General features: G+C 46.2%; 17 protein-coding genes. 6 read left to right on the top strand and 11 right to left on the bottom strand.

Annotated features, from left to right (window positions below; all coding sequences use genetic code 11):
- The first annotated feature begins 25 nt into the window (after positions 1-25).
- The gene (gene hutG / locus RWX26_RS04345) at positions 26-1,015 is read left to right on the top strand and encodes a formimidoylglutamase (RefSeq protein WP_314579557.1); all 990 of its coding nucleotides are present in this window, start codon (positions 26-28) and stop codon (positions 1,013-1,015) included.
- 61 nt (positions 1,016-1,076) lie between these two features.
- Here the strand turns inward: hutG and RWX26_RS04340 are convergent, their stop codons facing one another.
- The gene (locus RWX26_RS04340) at positions 1,077-4,133 is read right to left on the bottom strand and encodes an AAA family ATPase (RefSeq protein WP_314579555.1); all 3,057 of its coding nucleotides are present in this window, start codon (positions 4,131-4,133) and stop codon (positions 1,077-1,079) included.
- A gap of 160 nt (positions 4,134-4,293) precedes the next feature.
- Between RWX26_RS04340 and RWX26_RS04335 the strand changes: the two genes are divergently transcribed.
- From RWX26_RS04335 to RWX26_RS04320, 4 genes are all read left to right on the top strand, one after another.
- Complete coding sequence (locus RWX26_RS04335) at positions 4,294-5,115, top strand: PrsW family glutamic-type intramembrane protease (protein WP_314579553.1); 822 nt, start codon at positions 4,294-4,296, stop codon at positions 5,113-5,115.
- 315 nt (positions 5,116-5,430) lie between these two features.
- Positions 5,431-6,480: a bifunctional glycosyltransferase family 2/GtrA family protein gene (locus tag RWX26_RS04330; protein ID WP_314579550.1), complete on the top strand. Its 1,050-nt coding sequence runs from the start codon at positions 5,431-5,433 to the stop codon at positions 6,478-6,480.
- Complete coding sequence (locus RWX26_RS04325; RefSeq protein ID WP_314579548.1) at positions 6,477-7,388, top strand: phosphodiester glycosidase family protein; 912 nt, start codon at positions 6,477-6,479, stop codon at positions 7,386-7,388. The genes RWX26_RS04330 and RWX26_RS04325 overlap by 4 nt, the downstream gene beginning before the upstream one ends.
- Positions 7,369-7,842, top strand: coding sequence for a hypothetical protein (locus tag RWX26_RS04320; RefSeq protein WP_314579545.1), 474 nt, complete (start codon positions 7,369-7,371; stop codon positions 7,840-7,842). The genes RWX26_RS04325 and RWX26_RS04320 overlap by 20 nt, the downstream gene beginning before the upstream one ends.
- Before the next feature lie 58 nt (positions 7,843-7,900).
- Here RWX26_RS04320 and RWX26_RS04315 read toward each other — a convergent pair whose 3' ends face one another.
- From RWX26_RS04315 to RWX26_RS04270, 10 genes are all read right to left on the bottom strand, one after another.
- Positions 7,901-8,503 carry a histidine phosphatase family protein gene (locus tag RWX26_RS04315; protein WP_314579542.1) on the bottom strand — a complete coding sequence of 201 codons (603 nt, stop codon included), beginning with the start codon at positions 8,501-8,503 and terminating at the stop codon, positions 7,901-7,903.
- On the bottom strand, positions 8,500-9,096 hold the full coding sequence (locus RWX26_RS04310) for a histidine phosphatase family protein (protein ID WP_002907237.1): 597 nt from the start codon (positions 9,094-9,096) through the stop codon (positions 8,500-8,502). The genes RWX26_RS04315 and RWX26_RS04310 overlap by 4 nt, the downstream gene beginning before the upstream one ends.
- An 11-nt stretch (positions 9,097-9,107) precedes the next feature.
- Positions 9,108-9,971 (bottom strand): HAD family hydrolase, encoded by an 864-nt coding sequence (locus RWX26_RS04305; protein ID WP_032909197.1) that lies wholly within the window; start codon positions 9,969-9,971, stop codon positions 9,108-9,110.
- A 240-nt stretch (positions 9,972-10,211) separates the two neighbouring features.
- The gene (locus tag RWX26_RS04300; RefSeq protein WP_314579540.1) at positions 10,212-12,449 is read right to left on the bottom strand and encodes an alpha-galactosidase; all 2,238 of its coding nucleotides are present in this window, start codon (positions 12,447-12,449) and stop codon (positions 10,212-10,214) included.
- A 108-nt stretch (positions 12,450-12,557) separates the two neighbouring features.
- Positions 12,558-13,502 carry an AraC family transcriptional regulator gene (locus tag RWX26_RS04295; RefSeq protein ID WP_187759415.1) on the bottom strand — a complete coding sequence of 315 codons (945 nt, stop codon included), beginning with the start codon at positions 13,500-13,502 and terminating at the stop codon, positions 12,558-12,560.
- 1 nt (position 13,503) lies between these two features.
- Positions 13,504-14,382, bottom strand: coding sequence for a methylenetetrahydrofolate reductase [NAD(P)H] (gene metF, locus RWX26_RS04290; RefSeq protein ID WP_002896521.1), 879 nt, complete (start codon positions 14,380-14,382; stop codon positions 13,504-13,506).
- Positions 14,383-14,519: 137 nt separating this feature from the next.
- The gene (metE, locus tag RWX26_RS04285) at positions 14,520-16,772 is read right to left on the bottom strand and encodes a 5-methyltetrahydropteroyltriglutamate--homocysteine S-methyltransferase (protein WP_314579538.1); all 2,253 of its coding nucleotides are present in this window, start codon (positions 16,770-16,772) and stop codon (positions 14,520-14,522) included.
- Between the two features lie 243 nt (positions 16,773-17,015).
- Positions 17,016-17,996, bottom strand: coding sequence for a hypothetical protein (locus RWX26_RS04280; protein WP_314579535.1), 981 nt, complete (start codon positions 17,994-17,996; stop codon positions 17,016-17,018).
- 38 nt (positions 17,997-18,034) lie between these two features.
- Entirely contained in the window at positions 18,035-19,132 is a 1,098-nt protein-coding gene (locus RWX26_RS04275; protein WP_314579532.1) for an AI-2E family transporter, read from the bottom strand.
- A gap of 88 nt (positions 19,133-19,220) precedes the next feature.
- Positions 19,221-19,592 carry an insulin activator factor gene (locus RWX26_RS04270; protein WP_314579531.1) on the bottom strand — a complete coding sequence of 124 codons (372 nt, stop codon included), beginning with the start codon at positions 19,590-19,592 and terminating at the stop codon, positions 19,221-19,223.
- A gap of 132 nt (positions 19,593-19,724) precedes the next feature.
- On the opposite strand from RWX26_RS04270, the gene pabB reads away from it, so the two are divergent.
- Positions 19,725-21,446 carry an aminodeoxychorismate synthase component I gene (pabB, locus tag RWX26_RS04265; RefSeq protein WP_314579529.1) on the top strand — a complete coding sequence of 574 codons (1,722 nt, stop codon included), beginning with the start codon at positions 19,725-19,727 and terminating at the stop codon, positions 21,444-21,446.
- Positions 21,447-21,518 lie beyond the last annotated feature (72 nt).

Here is a 21,518-nt window from a genome sequence, read left to right as displayed (position 1 = left end):
TATCGTTATGGAAAAGGACAAAATCATGTTAGAAGATTACTATCAGCTAGATAACAGCTACTATCATAAGAGACTAGACGATGATTTATATGCTGCCAAATGGGGTATGGTTATTGAGTTTTTAGACTTAAATGATCCCCACTTAAAACCCTTTGACGGGGTCAACTTTGCCTTGATTGGCTTCAAGAGTGACAAAGGGGTTTATATCAACCACGGCCGAGTGGGGGCTGTCGAAGGACCACAAGCTATCCGAACTCAGCTGGCCAAGCTTCCTTGGCATCTTGGCAGAAACGTCCGCGTCTTTGATGTTGGCGATATTGACGGTCCTAACCGCTCTCTGGAGCAGCTGCAGCAAAGCTTGGCTCAGGCAGTCAAACGCCTGCGAGAGCTTAATCTCCGGCCTATCGTTCTGGGAGGGGGCCACGAAACAGCCTACGGCCACTATCTGGGTCTCAAGTCATCACTAGGACCTGACCAAGACTTGGCCGTTATCAATATGGATGCCCATTTCGATTTGCGGCCTTATGACCAGACTGGTCCCAACTCTGGTACCGGTTTTCGCCAGATGTTTGATGACACTCTGGCTCAGAAGCAGGCCTTTAACTACCTTATCCTAGGGATTCAGGAGCATAATAACAATCTCTTTCTCTTTGACTTTGTGGCAAAATCCAAGGCCATCCAGTTCCTGACTGGAATGGATATGTACCAAATGGGTTACAAGGAAGTCTGCAAGGTGGTCGATGCCTTTTTGGCCGACAAGGAGCAGGTCTATTTGACCATTGATATCGACTGTTTTGCAGCTGGTGCAGCGCCTGGTGTCAGTGCCATTCAGTCGCTCGGTGTGGATCCCAATCTAGCGGTTCTGGTCTTCCAGCACATCGCTGCCTCAGGCAAGCTGATCGGCTTTGACATTGTCGAAGTCTCTCCACCTCACGATATAGACAACCATACAGCTAATCTGGCAGCCAGCTTTGTCTTTTACCTTACCCAAGTCTGGGCACAAGCCCATGACTGATAGGCATTTAAAAACTTCATTAGAAACATCAAAAAAGGATGAATATAAATTTCATCCTCTTTTATTTTTTGTTTAATGCCTGAGATAGGCCTTGGCGTAAGTTTTCTAATTCCTTTAGCTGGTGCCGGTCTCGGTAGGGATTGAGCTGGCTTTTAGCCGTTTCATAGTAGGTGTCAAAGTCCTGATCCAGCAAGACTTCAAAGCCTGCTCCCTGCAAGTTTCCGGTCAGCAGTCCATACTTAATCACAGCCATCAGATAGTAGATCAGCCCCTTGTCCCTCGGATTGCCATAGCGACTGATGAGACTATCCTTTTTCCGCAGCAGATCAAGCATCGGCTGGTAGTCTCTCTTCTCACAGCCAATCAAGGCCAAGTAAACTTCTAACTGGGTCTCTTTCCAAGGGAAGCTAAGGGACTTCAGAGCTGTTTTCGCCTTGAGGAAAATCTCCTCCGCCTGCTCATAATCTTTCAGCTGATAATAGGTCGTGCCCAAGCCGATGTAGAAAGCAAAAATCGAAGGCTCTGCTGTTTTATTTTCCGTCAGCTTAATGGCCTCCTTCTGATGAGCCAGAGCTGTCGTGAAATTCCCGCGAATCTGCTCAATCTCCGCCAAATAGTCTAGAGCCGCCGCAATCTGAATCGAGTACTTGGAACGCAGCGAAGCCGTCAGGCTGAAACAGTCAATAGACTGGTAGAGATGGTGAAGCGACTGCTCCTCATCTCCAATCATGAGATGATAGAGCCCCTTGAGTCGGAGGTTGATAGCAATGGCCTCGTGATTGTTGGCCTGAACTGAAGCATCCAGAGCCAGCTCCGTATAGTAGCGCATCTCAGGGATATTCTCCGTCTGGATGCAGTAGTAAATCATCTGCCGATAGCCTTCTAGGAGAAACTCCATCTGCTGCAGCTCCTTGGCCGAAGCAATCACCTGCTGGATATTATCCATCCCCTGCTGGTAATTCCCAGTCCGGATAGCATAGCGCCCTTCTAGATAGAGAAAGCGGAGAACCAATAACTGAAAATCCTTGTGATTCTGGTGTTTTCTCTCTAAGCCCTCTATCTCCCGACGGATACGGTCAAATTGGTCTAAAACCGCGGACTGATTGCTATCATCCGACTTTTCGATAAAGCCAAACTCCCGTGAATAAATCGGAAAGAGCTCATGATGAAACTGCAAGGTAGCCTCAAGATAATGCAGCTCGTACTCCAGAGACTTAATCGGCTGCTTGGACAGCTTGTAGTGATAGGCGATTTCATTGAGCAGCTGGGCATGATAGAGAGAGTCTCCCAGCTGGTCTTCCATGCCTTGGGCAATCTGGTGATGCAGCATTCGCTTCTTGGCAAGCGATAAACGCTCATAGGTATAGATTCTCAGAAGCTCCTGGCTGAACCGCACCACTAATTCCTCGCCCTGCTCCTCTTCCATCAAGAGCTGCTTCTGTCCAAACTCCTCAGTGATTTCGACCACTTCTTCCATCGGCAGGCCTAGCAGTCTGGCTAAGAGAGAAACCGAGGCAGGAGCCCTAAAGCAAGCCAGATAGTCCACCAACTCTTCCTCTTGGCTGCTCAGGTAATCCAACTTCAGAGACAGCTTGGCCTTGATGGCCGAAGTCAGCGGATGAAACTTTTCTCCTCGCAGGAGCTGCTCAGCGTATTCCGATAGGAAGAAAGGGATACCTTGACTGACCCGATAAATATCCTCAAGGCGTTCTTCAGGTATGGCTAACTGACCTGTCTGGGCTTGCAAGTAAGCCACACTATCTTTAAAATTCAGCGGCTGCAGCTCAATAAAGCCTAGCTTATTGCGTACCAGCAGGTGATTGAAAAAATGTTCCAAATAAGAAGGGGTGCTCAGATGCTTGGTCAGCACAAAGGCCACAGGATAGCCAGTCAAATGATTCATAACTTGCTCCAAGACAGCAACGCTAGCCTCATCCATCCAGTGACAGTCCTCAATTAAGATTATCAAAGCTTTTTTCTTAGAAATCTTCTGCAGAATATCCACCACAAACTGAGCCAGCTTGTCCGCATCTAACTGACGACCAGAAGTGCCTCCTGTCAAAATGGGAAAATAACTCTCCAAAATGACCTGCCACTGGCTGATAGAAAGAATCTGGTGCTGAATGACCAAGTCGCCCAGGCCGTCCAGCAAGCCACGCCAAGGCTGGAGTTCTGTCTTCATCTCTTCCTTGAAGCACTCAGCCATGACAATCTGGAAATACTTGGTCTGATTGGCCAGTACTTGACGAGTCACTGTCCGCTTTCCGATACCAGTACCACCGACTAGGACCAGAGCACGCGCCTCCTGAGTCTCTATCACTTTTGAAAAATAAGATTCCAAACGCTTGATTTCATCGACCCGCCCGAAAAAGTGGTCTGTATTGCGCAGAAACTGCTTAGTCTTGCGCTCGCTCCGGTCCTTGGCAAGCACCTCATGATATAGTTGCTGAATAGGTTCCGTAGGACTAATTCCCAGTTCCTTATCCAAAATATTGACCAATTTATAATAAGTCTCTATCACCTTGCCAGGCCGATCATTATCCTGATAAAGCTTCATGAGCAAATGATAGTTCTTCTCATCAAACTCATCAATGCTGATCAAGCGGCGCAAATTCCGCTCAGCCTCTTCCAAATCCAGCTGCTCTTTTTCTGTTTCCAGCTGCTGGTAGCAGGCTTGGATATAAAGCTGCTCATATCGCGTCCGCATTTTGGACACCCAGTAATCAAAAGCCTCGCTGTCCTTGAGATAGAAGCCCTGCAGAAAATCACCCTGATAGAGCGACAGATGCTCCGCAGGATGGTCCGTGAAACGTTCTACATCACTTTCAATCATACACTCGGGATTAAGCGACAGCACAGTCCGGTTGGGAGCGACAATCCATTCCCCACCTAGTAACTTGTTAGCTTGATAAATGGTGTTGCGCAGATTCTTTTTGGCGGTCTGATTATCCTTGTTTTCCCAGAGGATTCCTGCAATCTCCTCCCGATTGACTGCTCCATTGATGTGGAGATAGTAAAGCAGAGCATTGATTTTAGCAAAAGGAAAAAAGACTTCCTCTTGATTGAGAAAGACACTCGGACTTCCCAGCAATTTCAACCTCAACAGATTTTTCGACATGCAAACGCCTCCAAGAAACCTTATAGAACTAATATAAACAAAAAGAGACAGTTTGGCAAGTAAAGTATTATACCAGCTCTTAATTTCCAGTTTTTAAATTGGTTTTATTTAGGATTTTTTTGTTATACTAGGATGAAAATAAAATTTTAGAAAGTTACTTATGAAGAAAAATATTGTTCTTTTCATTTTTCTCCTTCTGAGCGCGATTGGCTTAGAATACGAGACACAAGCCTATACTACTGGCAGTATGTCAGGCACTTCCTATGGGATTGTCGGACTGTCAGCCCTCTTGGCTCTGCTCTATATCGTCCCTGCCCTGCTCTTGATTCGTCAACTGGGAAAAAAATGGCAGACTCCTGCACTTAGCCTTGGGGTAGCTCTGCTAGGCGGCCTTTTCATCTCTGGCTGGACCTCTGGCTTGGCCAATACCTATATCCACGAGTGGGTCAGCACCAACTTCCCAAACACCTTGCTCAGTGACCTAGAAAATGCTATCGCAGCTCCGCTGGTTGAAGAACCGCTTAAGCTGTTGGCAGTTGCCTTCGCTGTCTATCTAGTCCCCGTCAAAAAGCTCAAATCCTTCTTGGTGCTGGGGATTACGGCTGGCATGGGCTTTCAGATTAGCGAGGACTTCTCTTATATCCTCTCTGACCTGCCCGAAGGCTTCTCCTTCACTATCTCTGGTATCCTAGGCCGTATCACTGGCGGCATTGCCTCTCACTGGCTCTACACCGCCCTGACCACTCTCGGTCTAGCTCTCATGCTGCGCTATGCCAAAACTCAGAAAAACTACTTCCGAGTGGGGCTCTTCTACTTCCTAGCAGCCTTCGTTCTCCACTTCTTCTGGAACTCACCGCTGACTGCTATCGAAACAGATATCCCAATCATTGTACCGGCTATGACTGCTCTGGCTGTCTTTATCTTTTACCAAGCCTACCGAACAGCCCATAAAATCGACCAAGAAGAATTGGAAGTGGAATAATGCAAAAAAACGACCATAAGGGTCGTTTTTTTTGGGGTATTCAAGAATATTTTTTAACATTCTACATTTAAGACATACCAAGCAATTGCAAAAATCGGAATGACCTATTTTTAGAGATATCTACATAACCACCTTGCCATACTCTAGCATTCATTTCGCAAAATTATCTCTAATCCTCTCCCCAACGGCATTTCTATCCTATTTTCCCCATGCTCTTTCCTTAAAGAAATGTTAACATTTTCTTAAAACTAACTTATATCAGGAACTTTTAAGCCGCAGTCTGTATACTTTCTACAAATCATCTAAGAAAGAGGTATGGATATGGATTATCTAGTGATTCCGGCCTATGAGCCTGATTATAATCTTATTAAGCTGATAAAAAAAATTCACCATAAGAGTGATTTTCATATCATTGTTATCGATGACGGCAGCTCTTCTAAATGCCAGATAGTCTTTGAGCAGGCAGAGCAGTACGCGATCGTGCTCCGTCATCAGGTCAATCAAGGCAAGGGGCACGCGCTGAAAACTGCTTTTACCTTTATCCAAGCACTGAAAATATATGGAACGGTGGTAACAGCAGATGCGGACGGCCAGCACAAGGTCTGGGATATTTTCCGTGTAGCGAGCAAGGCTTCTGAAAATCCCAATCGGCTGATTCTGGGAGCACGCGCCTTTACTGGAAAGGTGCCTCTGCGTAGCCGCTTCGGCAACAGTCTGACTCGGGCTCTCTTCAAAGTCCAAACTGGCGTGAGTGTCTCCGATACTCAGACAGGCTTACGAGGCTTTACGACCAACATGATTCCATTTATGCTAAAGGTAGAAGGGCAGCTCTATGAGTATGAAATGAACATGCTCTTAGAAGCCAGCAAGGAATATCCCATTTTGGAAGTCCCCATTGAGACGGTCTATATCAATGACAATCAAGGCTCGCACTTCCGGCCGATTCGGGATGGACTCATGATTTATAAAAATATTTTCAAATTTGCCCTGACTTCTCTCAGCAGTTTCATCGTGGACTACATCGTCTACGCACTGGCTCTCTTGTTTTTAGCTGCTGTGCCGACCAGCCTGAGAATTCTTTTAGCTAACGGGATTGCCCGCGTGACCAGCTCAATCTTTAACTATTCGACCAATAAAAGGCTGGTCTTTAAGAACGACGACAGTATACTCAAGACAGGAACTGGCTATTTCAGCCTAGCTGTAGTGCTCTTTATCCTAGACACACTGCTGATTCGCCTCTTCTATGCTGTCTTTGGTCTTAATCTTCTGATTGTCAAAATCATCGTCAGCATCTTGCTCTTTACCGTCTCCTGGATGGTGCAAAAGAGATTTATTTTTAAAGAAAGGACACACACCGCATCATGAAATTTTTAAAGAAACGCTATGCCTACGCCTCCATTTTCGGGCTGCTTCTGACAGCTTCCTTCAGCTACTCTATGCTGAAAACCTTTGTCATCGCAGAGACCATTTCCACGGTTTCAAGCACAAGTTCGTCGTCCAATGCCGAGGCTGCCAGCAAGGCTGCGGAAACAGCGACAGTGACGGATACCAGCTATTCAGACGACAACATCTCGGTCACACTGACTGAAAAGACCGTCAGCAACACCCAGGTCTACATCGCTGATGTGACCGTCAGCTCATCAGAATACCTGAAAACAGCCTTTGCCCAAAACACTTACGGAAACAATGTCACCGCCAAGACCTCAGAAACGGCCGCCAACAACAATGCTATCCTAGCGGTCAATGGTGACTACTATGGAGCCAATACGACTGGCTATGTCATCCGCAATGGCGTCGTCTACCGCGATACCGTCCGAGAAGACTCCAGCAATGGTGATTTGGCTATTTACAAAGACGGCTCCTTCAAGATTATCTATGAAGACCAAGTCTCTGCCAATCAACTGGTCAAAGACGGCGTGGTCAATCTCTTGGCCTTCGGCCCATCTCTTGTAGAAAATGGTGAGATTGTCGTTGATACCAACTCCGAAGTCGGCCAGTCCATGTCTTCCAATCCTCGGACTGCTATCGGTATCATTGACGAAAACCACTACATCATCATCGTCTCAGACGGACGCACCTCAGAAAGCAAGGGACTTTCCCTCTACCAGATGGCAGAAATCATGAAATCTTATGGTGTTAAGACCGCATACAACCTCGACGGCGGGGGTTCCTCTACACTTTACTTTAACGGTCAGGTCATTAACAAACCTACAACCAACGGAAATACTATCTCAGAAAGGTCGGTGAGTGATATTGTCTACATCGGTTACTAATCCTAGCAAAAAACGTTTTAGAAAAACAGCCCTTATCTACGCACTATTAACTATTTTCTTCTTTGCTTTCAGCAGAATCTATGAATCATTCAGCTTCGGCGAAACATCTAGCCACATGCACTATCTCTTTGCCATTCCTCTAGCGGGCGGCATCCTCCTCCTGCTCTTTATGAAGGTCATCCCTAATCTCTCTCGGCTCAGCTTCAACCTCTGGAACTCAGCTGTAGCCATTATGACAGCTGGCATGCTCTTCCGTGGCATCGTCAACCTATCTGGCCGCTCAACGACGCTAGATATGCCCTACTGGTTCGTAGGAGCAGCCTTTACGGCTCTAGCACTACTCTCCATGGTCTTTACCCGAAGTGTGTGGAAGGCAGAAGGGGAAGCACAGCCGATAACCAGCAAAAAAGAAGACGCAAAACTAAGTCGTCGTGAAACCTACAGTCAAGCATAGACCAAAAAACCTCAGAAAAATCTGAGGTTTTTATTGTAGTAATAATCTTTCTGATTCTTCATTCACACTCATACACAGTACCCGTCAGCGGGTCAATGACTTCTGCCAGCTTAAAATGTCCCTGCTCATAATAGTAATGGCAGATGGCGCAGTTGCCAAAGCGCACCTTGGGGTCCAGGGCTTGAGCTGCAATCTTGAGATAGAAGGCCCACATGGCACCGCCGTGGCTAACAGCCAAGACTGGCTCTGCTCCTGCCTGCTCCATAACCTCAGTCAGAGTGATTAGCACACGCTCACCGACTTGGTCCACTCCTTCTCCACCATAAGGGACAAAAAGGTCTTCAAAAGAGGTGGCTCCTGGTCGAAATTTCGGCTGCAGGCGTTCGGGCTGAGCCTCAAAAAGACCAAAGTTCCATTCTTTAATGCCTTTAAGGCGAGTATAGTCGGTCCGACCGGAGACAAGTTCTAAAGTATCAGAAGCCCGCTCCTGGGTGGAGGAGTAGAGCTGACCAAAACGAATGCCCCGCTCTTGCAAATAAGCTCCTGCTTGCCGGGCTTGATCCTGCCCCAGTTCTGTCAAAGGAGAATCGCAAGCTCCCTGTACCAAGCCCTCTTGATTGAAAAAAGTCTGACCATGCCGCATCAAATATAAATCTTTCATTTTCCCTCCCATTCGCTAAAATCGTGGCCAATGGCCTCTTCTAGGTAAAATTGGTCATCTTCAAAAGTAAACTTCAAAATCCCGCAGTTGGTCATGTGACCTAGGTCATCCAGACGCCAGTTTTTCCGCCAAGCTCTGGCAAAATTGGCCATAGCCCCGCCATGGGAGACCATGAGCACAGACTGACCATCCGTCTCTTGCATGAGCTGGAGAATGGTCGCTGCCATACGCTCCTGCACCTGATCTTGTGATTCACCGCCATAGGTCACAAAGAAATCTCCATAGGGCAGGGGCGGATTAAGATCCTCGCTTTCCCCTTCAAAGGTCCCGAAGTTCCACTCCTTGAGTCCCTTGACACGCTTATAGGGAAGCTTCCCGTCTGTTACCAATTCCAAGGTATCACAGGCCCGCTCTTGAGTAGAACTATAAGCATCATCAAATGTAATACCGGCATCCTTAAAATATTGACCTGCCACCTTGGCCTGATAGATGCCAAAATCAGTCAGAGGAGCATCACACCAGCCCTGCACCTTGTGGCGCAGGTTGAAAAGCGTTTGGCCATGCCGCATCAGATAAAGAGTTTTTGCCATCATTCACATCTCCTTTAGATGAGTTCTAACTTTTCAAAGGCCTTGTAGAGACCATCTTGGCTGACCGAATCTGTCACCAGATCGGCCATGGCCTTGATTTCCGCTCCGCCATTTCCCATAGCAACTCCGACCTGACAATAGTCTAGCATAGGAATATCAACCTTGGCATCCCCGAAAGCCAGAGTATCTGCCCTGTCAGCATGAAGATGCTTCAGCAGAACCTCAATGGCATGCGCCTTGGTAATATCTTTGACTCCTAAGTCACCAAAGAGAGCATGCTCGCCCTTGCCTCCCCAAGTACCCGCCTTGAGCTCAGGAAAAGCTGCCTTGGAATCCAGATGGTCTTGGTAACTCTTTAGGATAAAACTGACTTTGTTCAGATCGTCTCGGTAGAGCTCCCCACCATAAACCAGGCCATGAAGGGCTTCTTCTGCCTCCATATTTACGACTTCTTCTGGCTTAGCACCTTTTCCAAGGACGTAGGTCTGAAGCACTGGTCGTGCTGCTTCGCGGAAGCCTTTGCTGGCAAAGAGACCGTTATTACTCTCCAGGTAAAACTCTAGCCCCCGCTCCTGAAGCCAGTCGACTAGCCTCTTAGCAACCTCTCGCGGAATCAGCTGGTGCAGAATAACCTGACCCTTATGCTCCACATAAGAACCGTTGCCACCAATCATGCCATCAAAGCCAATATCCCAAATTTCCGGCGGCATCTCAGCCTTGCTACGACCTGTGCAGACATAGACCAGATGTCCCTTTTCCCGCGCCCGTCGAATGGCGACCACAGCAGACTCCGGTATATGATTATCGTAGTTGATGAGGGGCCCATCCACATCCAGAAAGATGATTTTTCTCGTCATAAAACTTCCTCTTACTCGCATTTACCGATTACTTTCTTTTAATAATCCAATCTGGCAAATGCTTTCTTCATTTTTTACAAATTCTCTCACTTTTGGCCAATATTATTTTACTAACTCTTCATCCTATTATATACCTTTCCGAAAGCCTTTTCCTATAGAATTATCAGAGATAATGGTACTATCCTTTTTTTTCAGAGAAAAAAACAAGAAGGACAGCTTTTAATCAGCTTGTTCCTTCTGATCTTTTTATTCCCATCTTATCTACTCATCCTCTGCTTCAAATAGCCAGAGTTTAGAATCAAAGTCATAGCTCGGCTTTTGCTCAGAATCCTCCAGAAGCTGACCGCTGGAAGCGTCCGTTGTGATCAGCCCAACTCGCATAAGCTCAGCTCCAGTATAGGTACGCCCCTCTAGCCGATAGACCGTATCCGCAGCCAGCCCTTTCAGTTGCAAACGCTGATGAGAGCGATTGACTTGATTGAGGACCTTGAAAGTGCCTAAAAGCGCAGTGTTCTGATCCTGACTGACAAGCATCCAAGCTGTCTGCCCATCTCCCTTAAATGGCGACTGCAGCCGATAAAAAGTTCCATTATGAATCAGTTCTCGATGGCGCTTGTAAAAAGCTATCTGTTCCCTGACTTCAGCCAATTCTCCTGGGCTTAGCTGATTAAGATCCAGCTCATAGCCAAAGGAACCGAAAAAGGCGACATTGCCCCGCGTCTTCAACGGAGTCAGACGGTTGGTCTGGTGATTGGGCACGATGGAGACATGGGCTCCCATGGATGAAAGCGGATAGAGAAGGCTAGTCCCGTACTGGATCTTCAAGCGCTCAATCGCATCCGAATCATCGCTGGTCCAAGCTTGAGGAGCATAGTAGAGCATACCTGGATCAAAGCGGCCTCCACCTGAAGAGCAGGATTCAAATAACAGTCTCGGATAGCGACTGATTAAACGCTCATACAAGTCATAAACACCCAAGACATAGCGGTGAAAAATCTCCCCTTGCTGATCGGCTGGCCAGGCAGCTGAGAAGACATCCGTCAGAGGGCGATTCATATCCCATTTGATATAATCCAGCTGCGCTTCTTCGATAACCGCCGATAGACGCTCAAAAATCTCATCCACTACTTCCGGCCGAGAATAGTCCAAAACAAACTGGTTCCGACCATGGTGGGGCTGTCTATCTGGCACTGCCAGCAGCCAGTCAGGATGAGTTCGGTAGAGTTGGCTGTCCTTATTGACCATTTCCGGCTCAAACCAAAGACCAAACTGCATGCCCAAACCGTGAATACGCTCTGCTAGCGAGCCCAGCCCCTTCGGCAGCCTTTCTGGATTGACAAACCAATCCCCCAGCCCAGCGCGATCGTTAGTCCGCTGGCCAAACCATCCGTCATCTAGCACAAAGAGCTCCACTCCTACATCTTGAGCCTTTTCAGCAAGCTCCAGCAGCTGATTCTCACTAAAGTCAAAATAGGTAGCTTCCCAGTTATTGATGAGAACAGGACGCGCTCGCTCGCGCCAGTAGCCCCTAGCTAGGCGTCGACGAAATAGCTGATGAAAGACTTGACTCATGCCGTTGAGGCCCCGCTCAGAATATACTAGCAGAGCTTCTGGACTGGTAAAGGACTGGCCTGCAGCCAGCTTCCACTCAAAACCAAAAGGATTGATGGCTAGCTGCAACCGGGTCACATCATAGGTATCCACCTCAGCCTGAATGAGAAAATTACCTGAATACACCAAGGCCGTTCCTAGTACTGGACCTGAAAATTCAGTCGTTTCCGGTCGCTTAAGAGCCACAAAAGGATTGTGGTGGGGACTGGAAATGCCGCGGGTTGACTCAATAGACTGAATCCCCTGCTGAAGCGGGCGCTCCTTGATATGGCGTTCCCGAGCCCATGCCCCTGATAACTGCAGCCAGTCATAATCAGCATCTGGCAGATCAAGCGACAGACTAGCTAGGGATTCCAAGTAGCAAGTTTCCCTGCCTTGATTAATCACTTTGCTGGAGCGAGTGATAACCGGCCAATCAGCAAAAATCGTATAAAACAGCTGAACTTCTACTTCTGTCACCTCATCTCGTAGGGTTAGAATAAGAGTCTTAGCCTCCGTTTGAGTCTCTGTATAAGTAACGGGCAGCCCCTCTAAAGCAGGCTTACCATCTACTATCTGATGACTGACATAGACAAAATCAGTAATACGCGAGCCATTTTCCTGCCGCAGACAGATAGCGGGATGACGAAAATCTGTCGTGCCGTATTCTGGAAATTCCTGACGCACATGCTCCAAAGAATAGCGTAAATCTCCTTCTTTCCGATAGGTCGTCATGGGCCGATGCTGCAGCTCCACCAAATAAGAATAATCCCGCTCTGGTACCACCGCTCCGTAGTAAAGCTGCAAGAGTTTACCATCCTCATAAACCCGAAAGATATAAGAAATCTCACCGTTAGTCAGATGAAATTGCCTGCACTCTTCCTTAAACCAAATACTCGCCTTATTCATGGTCTTCTCCTTTCACAGTCTGCAGTCAAACTTCCACTTTCATTATAAAAAAGGCCACCCCTTTTGGTAAGCCTTTCTTTCTAGTATTATTTATCCAAATGTGACTTTTTACAGCTCTTGCCCCAGATGAGAGCTAGCCTTGCGAAAGTTCAAAGGCGACTGGCCGCGCGCCTTCTTGAAGGCTTTTGAAAAGCTCTGTGTTCCGGCAAAGCCTGTCTTATTGGCAATCTCTTCCACCGAAAGCTGGCTGCCCGTCAGCAAATCAGCTGCCATATTGAGTCGCAAATCATTGCTGTACTCCTTGATCCCCTTGCCTACTTCATCCTTGAAAAGCCGAGATAGGTAGGAAGGGTGCAGCGCCAATTTCTGCGCCAACTCCTGCACAGATAAACTTTCTGGCAGATGACTGCTCAGTAGTTCCAAGACCTGCTGGACATAAGGATTGATCCGACGGCTTTCCGTGATTAAAGAGGTCTGCTTGAGACGCTGGGACAAGAGTTCTAAAAAGCGATAAACTTGCCTTTGCAGAGCTAGTTCAGCTGTTATTCCGCTGCCCTCATAGGCCAAACTTTCAAAGACCAAGGCCTTAAATTCCTGCAAAGAAGTCAGCTCAAAAGACCACTGGTCAGACTGTAAGCCCAGATCCTGCAGATAGCGAGGCAAGAGATGCCCACCCAGTCCCATCCAGACATAAGACCAAGGCTCTTCTCCATCAGCCTGATAAAAGACCGACTGACTCGGCGGCACCACAAAGCCCTGCCCTTCCTGCAAATCATAGCGCTGATTGCCCACGGAGTAAGTCCCCCGTCCCTTCAGTACGATGTGAATGACATAAACATCCCGGACAGCCGGCCCAAAGCTATGATGGGCTTCCGTTTTTGAATAACCACAGAAGGCAAAAAAACAATCTTCTTGGCCAAACTGCATAGACTTAACCAAGGTCAGTGAATGCTCCATCAGCCCCTCCTTAGATTTGGATAAAACTTTTACCCTTATTATAAAACAAAAACCACTAAACAGCAACTGAATCTGATTAGTGGTTTCTTCATTCATCTTAAAAAGATTGGACGGATGGGTTATGATTAAAGAGAGCATGGGTAGCCTTATAGATATGATAGGCTGTTGCAGCGTTATTCATAGTATAAAGGTGTATGCCCGCCACATCCTGAGTCACCAAGTCAACAATTTGATCCACAGCATAAGCCAGACCAGCTGCTCTCAGAGACTCTGGGTCATGTTCGTATTTATCCAGAATAGCCCGGAATTTTCTTGGCAGCTTGATATTCTCACAGGTCTTGAGCAGGCGCAGAGCCTGATTGCGATTGAGAATCGGCATAATCCCAGCATGGATTGGCACTTCAATACCCGCTAAAATGCACTTGTCCTGAAAGTCATAAAAGCGCTCATTGTCAAAGAAAAGCTGGGTGACCAGACTAGAACAGCCAGCATCGACCTTTTTCTTCAGATTTTGAATATCCGAAATCTGATTTGGAGAATCCGGATGGCCCTCCGGATAGCAGGCTCCGATGATGTCAAAGTGCGGTGCTTCTGTCTTGATGTATTCGATCAAGTCAGTCGCATAGGTAAAATCATCCTTAGGCGCTACATCTGGAAAAATATCCCCTCGCAAAGCTAAAATCTGATGGACACCAACCCGATCTAGAGACTGCAAGATATTGGACACCATGTCCTTGGTCAGATAAACCGCGGGTAGGTGAGCAATCGTCGGTATCTTGAGGTCGTTGGCGATGAACTCAGTCAAACGAACCGTCGTCTCCTCAATGTCAAACTTATTATTGCTGGCCGTCACACTGATAAAGTGAGGAGCCAAATCTTGCATCTCTCTCAATGCCTGAAAAATCTTATCATTGCCTACTGCCGGATTGGGAGGAAATACTTCAAATGAGAGACTAGGTGTATGACGACGAACCATATAACAAAAAGTTCCTTTCAATGATGGTAGTGATAGCTGAGGACAATCCTAGGAGAACAACTTCTGCAGGATTGTCAGCTCTGCTTCAATTTTGGTATGTTCCTCCATCAAGATCAACTTTTGAGGTTCGAGGAGGATTATTTCAAGTGTTTTCTAGCTGCTTTGGCTGCTTCTACTAAGCGCACCAAGCTAGCCTTGGTTTCTGGGATACCACGAGTTTTAAGACCACAGTCAGGGTTGATCCAGACCTTGCTGCTTGGCACCTTAGCCAAGATAGCTTCGATCGTGTGGTCGATTTCCCCTTCATTTGGCACGCGCGGTGAGTGGATATCGTAAACTCCAGGTCCTACTTCTGTCTGGAAGTTCTTAGCCTTGAGCTCATCCAGGATTTCCAAGTTAGAGCGGCTAGCTTCAAAGGAAATCACGTCCGCATCCATGTTGTCGATAGCAGGGATGATATCGGTAAATTCTGAGTAGCACATGTGAGTATGGATTTGCGTATCAGGCGCTACTGTAGAGTGTACCAAGCGGAAGGCTGGAATTGCCCAGTCAAGGTAATCTTCATACCAATCGCTGCGACGGAGTGGCAATTTCTCACGAAGAGCAGCCTCGTCGATTTGGATAATCTTCACGCCTGCAGCTTCAAGGTCAAGAACTTCATCCTTGATTGCAAGAGCGATTTGAAGAGTAGAATCCTTGATAGAGATGTCTTCACGTGGGAATGACCAGTTGAGGATGGTTACAGGTCCAGTCAGCATACCTTTGACAGGTTTGTCTGTACGGCTTTGTGCATAGCTAGACCATTTAACAGTGATTGGGTTGAGACGAGTAACATCACCCCAGATGATTGGTGGTTTGACCCCACGCATACCGTATGATTGTACCCAACCATTTTTAGAGAAGAGGTAGCCTGACAGGTTTTGACCGAAGTACTCAACCATGTCATTACGCTCGAACTCACCGTGCACCAGCACGTCAAAGCCGACTTCTTCTTGCCACTTGATCCATTCATCGATTTGCTCAGCCAAGAACTTGTCATAGTCTTCTGCCGACAGCTCACCCTTGCGGAAGGCCAAGCGCTTAGCACGGACTTCCTTGGTTTGAGGGAAGGATCCAATTGTCGTAGTTGGCAACGGTGGCAGATTGAGTGTCTTGTGTTGGATTTCCTCACGCTCTGCAAAGGCTGGCAAACGAGTGTAGTCAGCATCTGTCAAGCCAGCGATGCGAGCACGAAGTTCGGCATTTTCACCAACACGTTCAGTCGCAAAGAGTTCTTTGTTAGCAGCAAGTGCTTCTGCACCGCCGCCATTCCGGATAGCATCCAAGTCACGAATTTCATCCAATTTTTCCACCGCAAAGGCAAAGTGGTTCAAGATTGCTGGTTCAAATTCTTCATTAGCCGTTGTAAATGGCACATGGAGCAGCGAACATGAGCTTGTCAAGACGATGTTTTCAGCTGGGATTTGCTCAAGCACTGCCAAGCTCTTTTCGTAGTTGTTGCGCCAGATGTTTTTACCGTTGACAATCCCTGCATAAAGAGTCTTGTCAGCAGGGAAGCCACCTTTGATAAGCTCAAGTGTTTTCTTACCTTCGACAAAGTCCAAACCAATCGCATCTACTGGTAACTCTACAAGGTCTGCATAGATGTCACGAACATCACCAAAGTAGGTTTGAACCAAGACTTCCAGGCCTTTCTTATCTGCCAAAAGCTTCTTATAAAGGTCCAAGAAAAGAGCTTTTTCTTCTGCTGACAGGTCCTTGACCAAACTTGGCTCATCCAGCTGGATGCGCTTTGCGCCCAGCTCTGCTAATGTTGCAAAAACTTCTTGATAAGCTGCAGCTAGTGCATCTACAAAGTCAGCCGGAGCCACACCGTCTTCAAAGTCAGATACTTGCAGGAGAGTGAATGGACCAACCACAACTGGACGGGTTACCAAGCCCAACTCTTTAGCTTCTGCAAATTCATCAAAAATCTTATGACCTGCAAGCTTGACTTGGGTTTCTTTTTCAAATTTAGGAACGATATAGTGGTAATTGGTGTTGAACCATTTCTTCATCGGAAGGGCGCGGACATCCCCTTTTTCGCCCTGATAGCCACGAGCCAAGGCAAAATACCGCTCCAAGTCAGTCAGCTCCAAGCCTTGCACAGATGACGGCACCACATTAAAGAGAAAAGCCGCATCCAGCACATTGTCATAATGAGAAAAATCATTTGACGGAATCTCTGAAATTCCTTTTTCCTTAACAATATTCCAGTGCTTAGCGCGTAGCTCTTTGGCCGCAGCCAGAAGCTCTTCTGCTGAGATTTCATGTCTAAAGTATTTTTCAGTTGTAAATTTTAATTCGCGGAATTCACCCAAACGAGGGAAACCAATGATAGTCGTTGACATAAACGTCCTCCAAAATTTTTCTTGATTTTATCTTATCAGAAAATCCCCCCTCTGTATAATTGGAATTTCCCAGAGTTTGATATAGTCTAAAACTATAACCAACCTCATCAACCAATCCAAAATCCCCATTCTAGCAACACTATTGACTGAAATTATTGTTTGCTATAGGTAGAAATTATGACCTTGGAAAAAGAAAAACCAGCGATTTTTTATTCTCGCTGGTTTCGTAATAGCTTGTCTTGCTTATTCTGTTTCGTGGTAAGCCTTCTTAGCTTTTTCAATATCATAGTATCTGTCAAACTCTTCTTTAGAGTTGACGACATGCTCCTGACTGTCAACAGACAGTTCTGAGGGAATAGTTGTATTTTTAAACGGATTAATGCTTGGTAAAAATAAACTATAAATTCTTGCTTCTTTACTGTACTTCTCTGCACTATTTTGAGCGGTTAAAATATATGTCAATGTCTCTTTTTTGTCTAATAGCCTGTAAGCAGAAGTGTTTTCCTCAAATTGAGAATTTTCAAGAACCTTTTTATTTATAGAAAATTGATTACTACCAGGTATTGTATTAATACCACTATCATTACTATACCAGTAATTAAAGAGACTAACCTTTGGTAAAGGAGATTCATCAGTCAAGCTTTTTATTTCCTCAATTTTTCTTGTCTTTAAATCAAGAAAAATAGTTTTTCTCCCTTGTCTATCATTTATATGGTGAATGTCTATTCCTAAGTATTCCTTACTATTCCAACGATAAATCCCTCTTAACTCTCTAGGAAGATAATCAGAATCATAGTTCTCTACAGTATCATAAATATCTAGTTCATCCTCTTTTTGAAGCTTATTACCATCAATATGATAAACACTGAGAGTCCAATAAGAACCGTCAGACGGTCGTGTACTTAAATACTTAGGATCGTCTTTTAATTTTACATTATGGTGCAAAATATAATTTGAACTTTTAGGATCCCCCCTCAGATAGGTGGTATAATTGCCAAATTCATCCATCTTTTTATCTTCTTCCGGAGTCGTTGAAGTCCAATGGACAATAGCTCCTGCACCATCCGCAATGATTTCATAGTCATCAATTTCAGCTTTACCGGTATACTGACGGAACTGTTTGTAATATTGCTCATTGTAGTAACGATAAAGGGTCCAAGATACCAAAGATAAACCAGCTAATACTAGCAGTGTAATAAGACTCTTTGTTTTACTCCATTTCATAATTAAGCTCCTATTTTGCAAATTTATCGTCTAAGTAATTAGGCAACTTCTCCACTTTCATTCCTCTCCTCCTTCTCCTCAACAAACTCTCTAACCAAGCGATAGATAACTGCAAAGATAGGCGTGAAGAAGATCATACCGACCAAACCGAAGAGATTACCCCCAATCAGGGCTGCGGCTAGGGTAAAGAGAGTTGGGAGACCAACCGACTGGCCGACCACACGCGGATAGATGATATTGCCCTCAATCAGCTGCACTCCCTGAAAGACTGCGATTGAAAGAAGGGCTTTCCAAGGGCTGTCGGTGAAGATAAAGATAGCTCCCAGAGCACAAGCTGAGAATGGCCCAATGTAGGGAATGAAAGAGAGCACTCCAGCCAGAACTCCTGTCAAGGCCGCATAAGGCAAACCCGTCAGCGAGTAGGCGATAAAGACTAAGAACCCTACAATGACGGCCTCAATCATCTGACCCATCAGAAACTTATCATAGGTCTCCACAATGACAGAACCTACGTAGGACAGGCGTTTGACAGCCTTCTCTGGAAGCATAACCTGCAGGAGACGGCTAGTGATTGTCTGCAAGTGCTCTTTGCTGCTCAAGAAGGCAAACATGAGAAAAATAGACATGATGACAGAGAAGAAATTGCCAAAGATGGCAGAGATATTGCCTGTCAGACTGCCCAGAAGAGAGATGGCTCGGTTGACAATGTCACTGTTTTGCAGTTGCTTGGTTAAATCTTGCAACTGACTAGAGGAAAGCAAGCCAGACTGCTGTAGCCACTTGGCTACCTGAGGCGCTACCTTTCCGATGGTCGCGCTTAGCTGATTGACCGCTGTGGTCAAAGTCGGCACGACGATGGAAACAATCCCCGTCATAATGAGAGCTAAAATCAGCACCTCTAAAACCAAGGCTAAACCGCGCTGTAGCTTCTGGGGCACTCGGCATTTGTCCAAGAAGTCTTCCAGCTTTTTCATTGGGACGTTAAAGATAAAGGCTAGGACTCCGCCCAGTATAATGGGTGAAAAAACCGAAGTCAGACTCTGCAGGCCAGACCAGATATTCCCGATATAGAGAACCAGAGCCAGAGCGAGCGCCGCAAAGACGATTAGTTTATAAGATTCATTTATTTTTTTCATAAGGCTTCCTTTTAAGGTTTTGTCATTTCCTTATTTTATCATAATTTTCGAGGGCTTTCGAGCAGGAAGAAGCAGAGCGACACATAGGTCAGTCTGCTTTGTCATCGCTCTTGAATCTTGGTACATCTTGAAGATAAAAAATCCCCGATATGATAGCTAGAAGACACGAAAAAATAGATAGAAAAGAGATGAATCCCATGATAGAGGCGCAAAATAGAAGCTCGTGGCTCGTCTTATTGACTCTTAGCTCGTGGCTATAATGAAATATTCCGGCTATAGAAAACACCAAAAACAGCAAGCTTATTAATACTATCAAGCCGCCCCAACCAGAGTTTTCAACCAGTTTGGAAACTAAAGCAACTATTTCCCAGTGCCATCTATTCGAAGAAGCGTAAAGGATTATCAGACCTCCTAAGATACCGGCAATTCCATTTACTAATATCAGTTTATTTGATTTCATAGCAATCTCATTCTTTCTTTTTTTAAAATAGTATACCTAGACACTTTCTAATCTGTCAACCTTTATAAAAGAATGACTGTTTCATCCGATAAATCCGTTTTCATTCATATTATCTTATGATAAAATAAGCTTATGCACAAGAAAACGATTATTGATTTTAAGCAGTTGGGTCAACGCCTGATTTTTACGAATCCCATCAAGGAGCTAAAGACTCGTCGTCTTGACCAAGTAAAGGAACTTTTGACAGAGATTGAGAGCTGGCAGGAGAAAGGATACTATGCTGTCGGCTATGTCAGCTATGAAGCAGCTCCAGCCTTCGAGGAAAAGTTCCAAGTTCATTCGGCTCCGCTCCAGAAAGAATACCTCCTCTACTTTACTATCCACGATAAGGCCGAGGAGGCTTCCATTCCCTTGACCTATGAGGAAGTGGAAATGCCAGTAGCTTGGCGAGGGCTGACTTCTGAGCAAGAGTATGAAAAAGCCATCGAAACTATTCATCATCATATCCGTCAGGGCGATACCTATCAGGTCAACTACACGGTACAGCTGTGCGCGGAGCTCAATTCTGAGGACAGCTTGGCTATTTACAATAGGCTGGTCGTCGAGCAAAATGCGGCCTACAATGCCTATGTAGAGCATGACGAGACTGCCATTTTATCCATCAGTCCTGAACTCTTTTTCGAGGAGCACCGAGGTCAACTGACCACCCGTCCTATGAAAGGAACCACCAATCGGGGACTGACCTTAGAGCAGGATAGAGAGCAGGCTGCATGGTTAGCTCAAGATGCCAAAAACCGAGCAGAAAATATGATGATTGTCGATTTGCTCCGCAATGATATGAACCGCATTTCACAGACGGGCAGCGAGCACGTTGAGCGCCTCTGCAGCGTAGAGCAATACTCTACCGTCTGGCAGATGACCTCTACCATCAAAAGCTTGCTGCATGAGGGAATCGGGCTGGCAGAGCTTTTCAGGGCGCTCTTTCCTTGCGGATCCATTACAGGCGCTCCTAAGATTTCGACCATGGCTATCATCAAGACGACAGAAAAAGCTGCCCGCGGGGTCTACTGCGGTACAGTCGGCATCTGCCTACCAGACCAGAGACGGATTTTTAACGTTGCCATCCGCACCATTCAGCTGGAGGGAAGGAAAGCCATCTATGGTGTTGGCGGCGGCATCACTTGGGATAGCACGTGGAAATCCGAATACATCGAAACCCAGCAAAAATCAGCCGTCCTCTATCGGAAAAATCCGCGATTCGACCTGATTTCTACCGGAAAAGTAACGAATGGAAAGCTGACCTTGCAAGACCAACACCTGCAAAGACTGACAGAAGCAGCCGGCTACTTCGCCTATCCTTTTGACCAAGACAAACTAAAGCAAGAGCTAGAAGAAACCTGCGCTCAGCTGGATAAAGGGCAGGATTACAGGCTGCGTATAGCTCTTAAAAAAGACGGCGGCATTGAGCTAGAAACGGCTCCTCTACTACCGCTGACGGAAACTTTCAGAAAGGCAAAATTGGTCGAGCAAACAGCCAATCTAGACCAGCCTTTCACCTATTTCAAGACCAGCCATCGGCCACATCTGACCTTGGAGCAGCAAGAGCAGATTTATTACAATGCCCAAGGCCAGCTGCTGGAAACCTCTATCGGAAATCTACTGCTGGTGCTAGACGGCAAGCTCTACACGTCTCCAGCTGAACTGGGTCTGCTCAAGGGCATCTACCGTCAGCAGCTACTGGATGAGGGTCAAGCTACTGAGAGAGTTTTAACGCTGACTGATCTGGCTCAGGCTGAGAAAATCTATGCCTGCAATGCAGTCAGGGGGCTGTACGAGCTGGAGATTGAGGACTAAGAGTTCCACAATTTGCCACTTGCTTTTAATCCTCATCAAAAACTTTAGAAATATTTGAGAAATTCTTTATAA

The sequence above is a fragment of the uncultured Streptococcus sp. genome, from assembly GCF_963536705.1.
In the GTDB taxonomy this organism is placed as follows: Bacteria; Bacillota; Bacilli; order Lactobacillales; family Streptococcaceae; genus Streptococcus.
This window is presented reverse-complemented; position numbering and strand designations above follow the sequence as displayed.

Bases quoted from the DNA above. Each gene is read 5' to 3' on its own strand.
- hutG (WP_314579557.1), top strand. From the start codon at position 26: ATGTTAGAAGATTACTATCAGCTAGATAACAGCTACTATCATAAGAGA.
- RWX26_RS04340 (WP_314579555.1), bottom strand. From the start codon at position 4,133: ATGTCGAAAAATCTGTTGAGGTTGAAATTGCTGGGAAGTCCGAGTGTC.
- RWX26_RS04335 (WP_314579553.1), top strand. From the start codon at position 4,294: ATGAAGAAAAATATTGTTCTTTTCATTTTTCTCCTTCTGAGCGCGATT.
- RWX26_RS04330 (WP_314579550.1), top strand. From the start codon at position 5,431: ATGGATATGGATTATCTAGTGATTCCGGCCTATGAGCCTGATTATAAT.
- RWX26_RS04325 (WP_314579548.1), top strand. From the start codon at position 6,477: ATGAAATTTTTAAAGAAACGCTATGCCTACGCCTCCATTTTCGGGCTG.
- RWX26_RS04315 (WP_314579542.1), bottom strand. From the start codon at position 8,503: ATGAAAGATTTATATTTGATGCGGCATGGTCAGACTTTTTTCAATCAA.
- RWX26_RS04310 (WP_002907237.1), bottom strand. From the start codon at position 9,096: ATGATGGCAAAAACTCTTTATCTGATGCGGCATGGCCAAACGCTTTTC.
- RWX26_RS04305 (WP_032909197.1), bottom strand. From the start codon at position 9,971: ATGCGAGTAAGAGGAAGTTTTATGACGAGAAAAATCATCTTTCTGGAT.
- RWX26_RS04300 (WP_314579540.1), bottom strand. From the start codon at position 12,449: ATGAATAAGGCGAGTATTTGGTTTAAGGAAGAGTGCAGGCAATTTCAT.
- RWX26_RS04295 (WP_187759415.1), bottom strand. From the start codon at position 13,502: ATGAATGAAGAAACCACTAATCAGATTCAGTTGCTGTTTAGTGGTTTT.
- metF (WP_002896521.1), bottom strand. From the start codon at position 14,382: ATGGTTCGTCGTCATACACCTAGTCTCTCATTTGAAGTATTTCCTCCC.
- metE (WP_314579538.1), bottom strand. From the start codon at position 16,772: ATGTCAACGACTATCATTGGTTTCCCTCGTTTGGGTGAATTCCGCGAA.
- RWX26_RS04280 (WP_314579535.1), bottom strand. From the start codon at position 17,996: ATGAAATGGAGTAAAACAAAGAGTCTTATTACACTGCTAGTATTAGCT.
- RWX26_RS04275 (WP_314579532.1), bottom strand. From the start codon at position 19,132: ATGAAAAAAATAAATGAATCTTATAAACTAATCGTCTTTGCGGCGCTC.
- RWX26_RS04270 (WP_314579531.1), bottom strand. From the start codon at position 19,592: ATGAAATCAAATAAACTGATATTAGTAAATGGAATTGCCGGTATCTTA.
- pabB (WP_314579529.1), top strand. From the start codon at position 19,725: ATGCACAAGAAAACGATTATTGATTTTAAGCAGTTGGGTCAACGCCTG.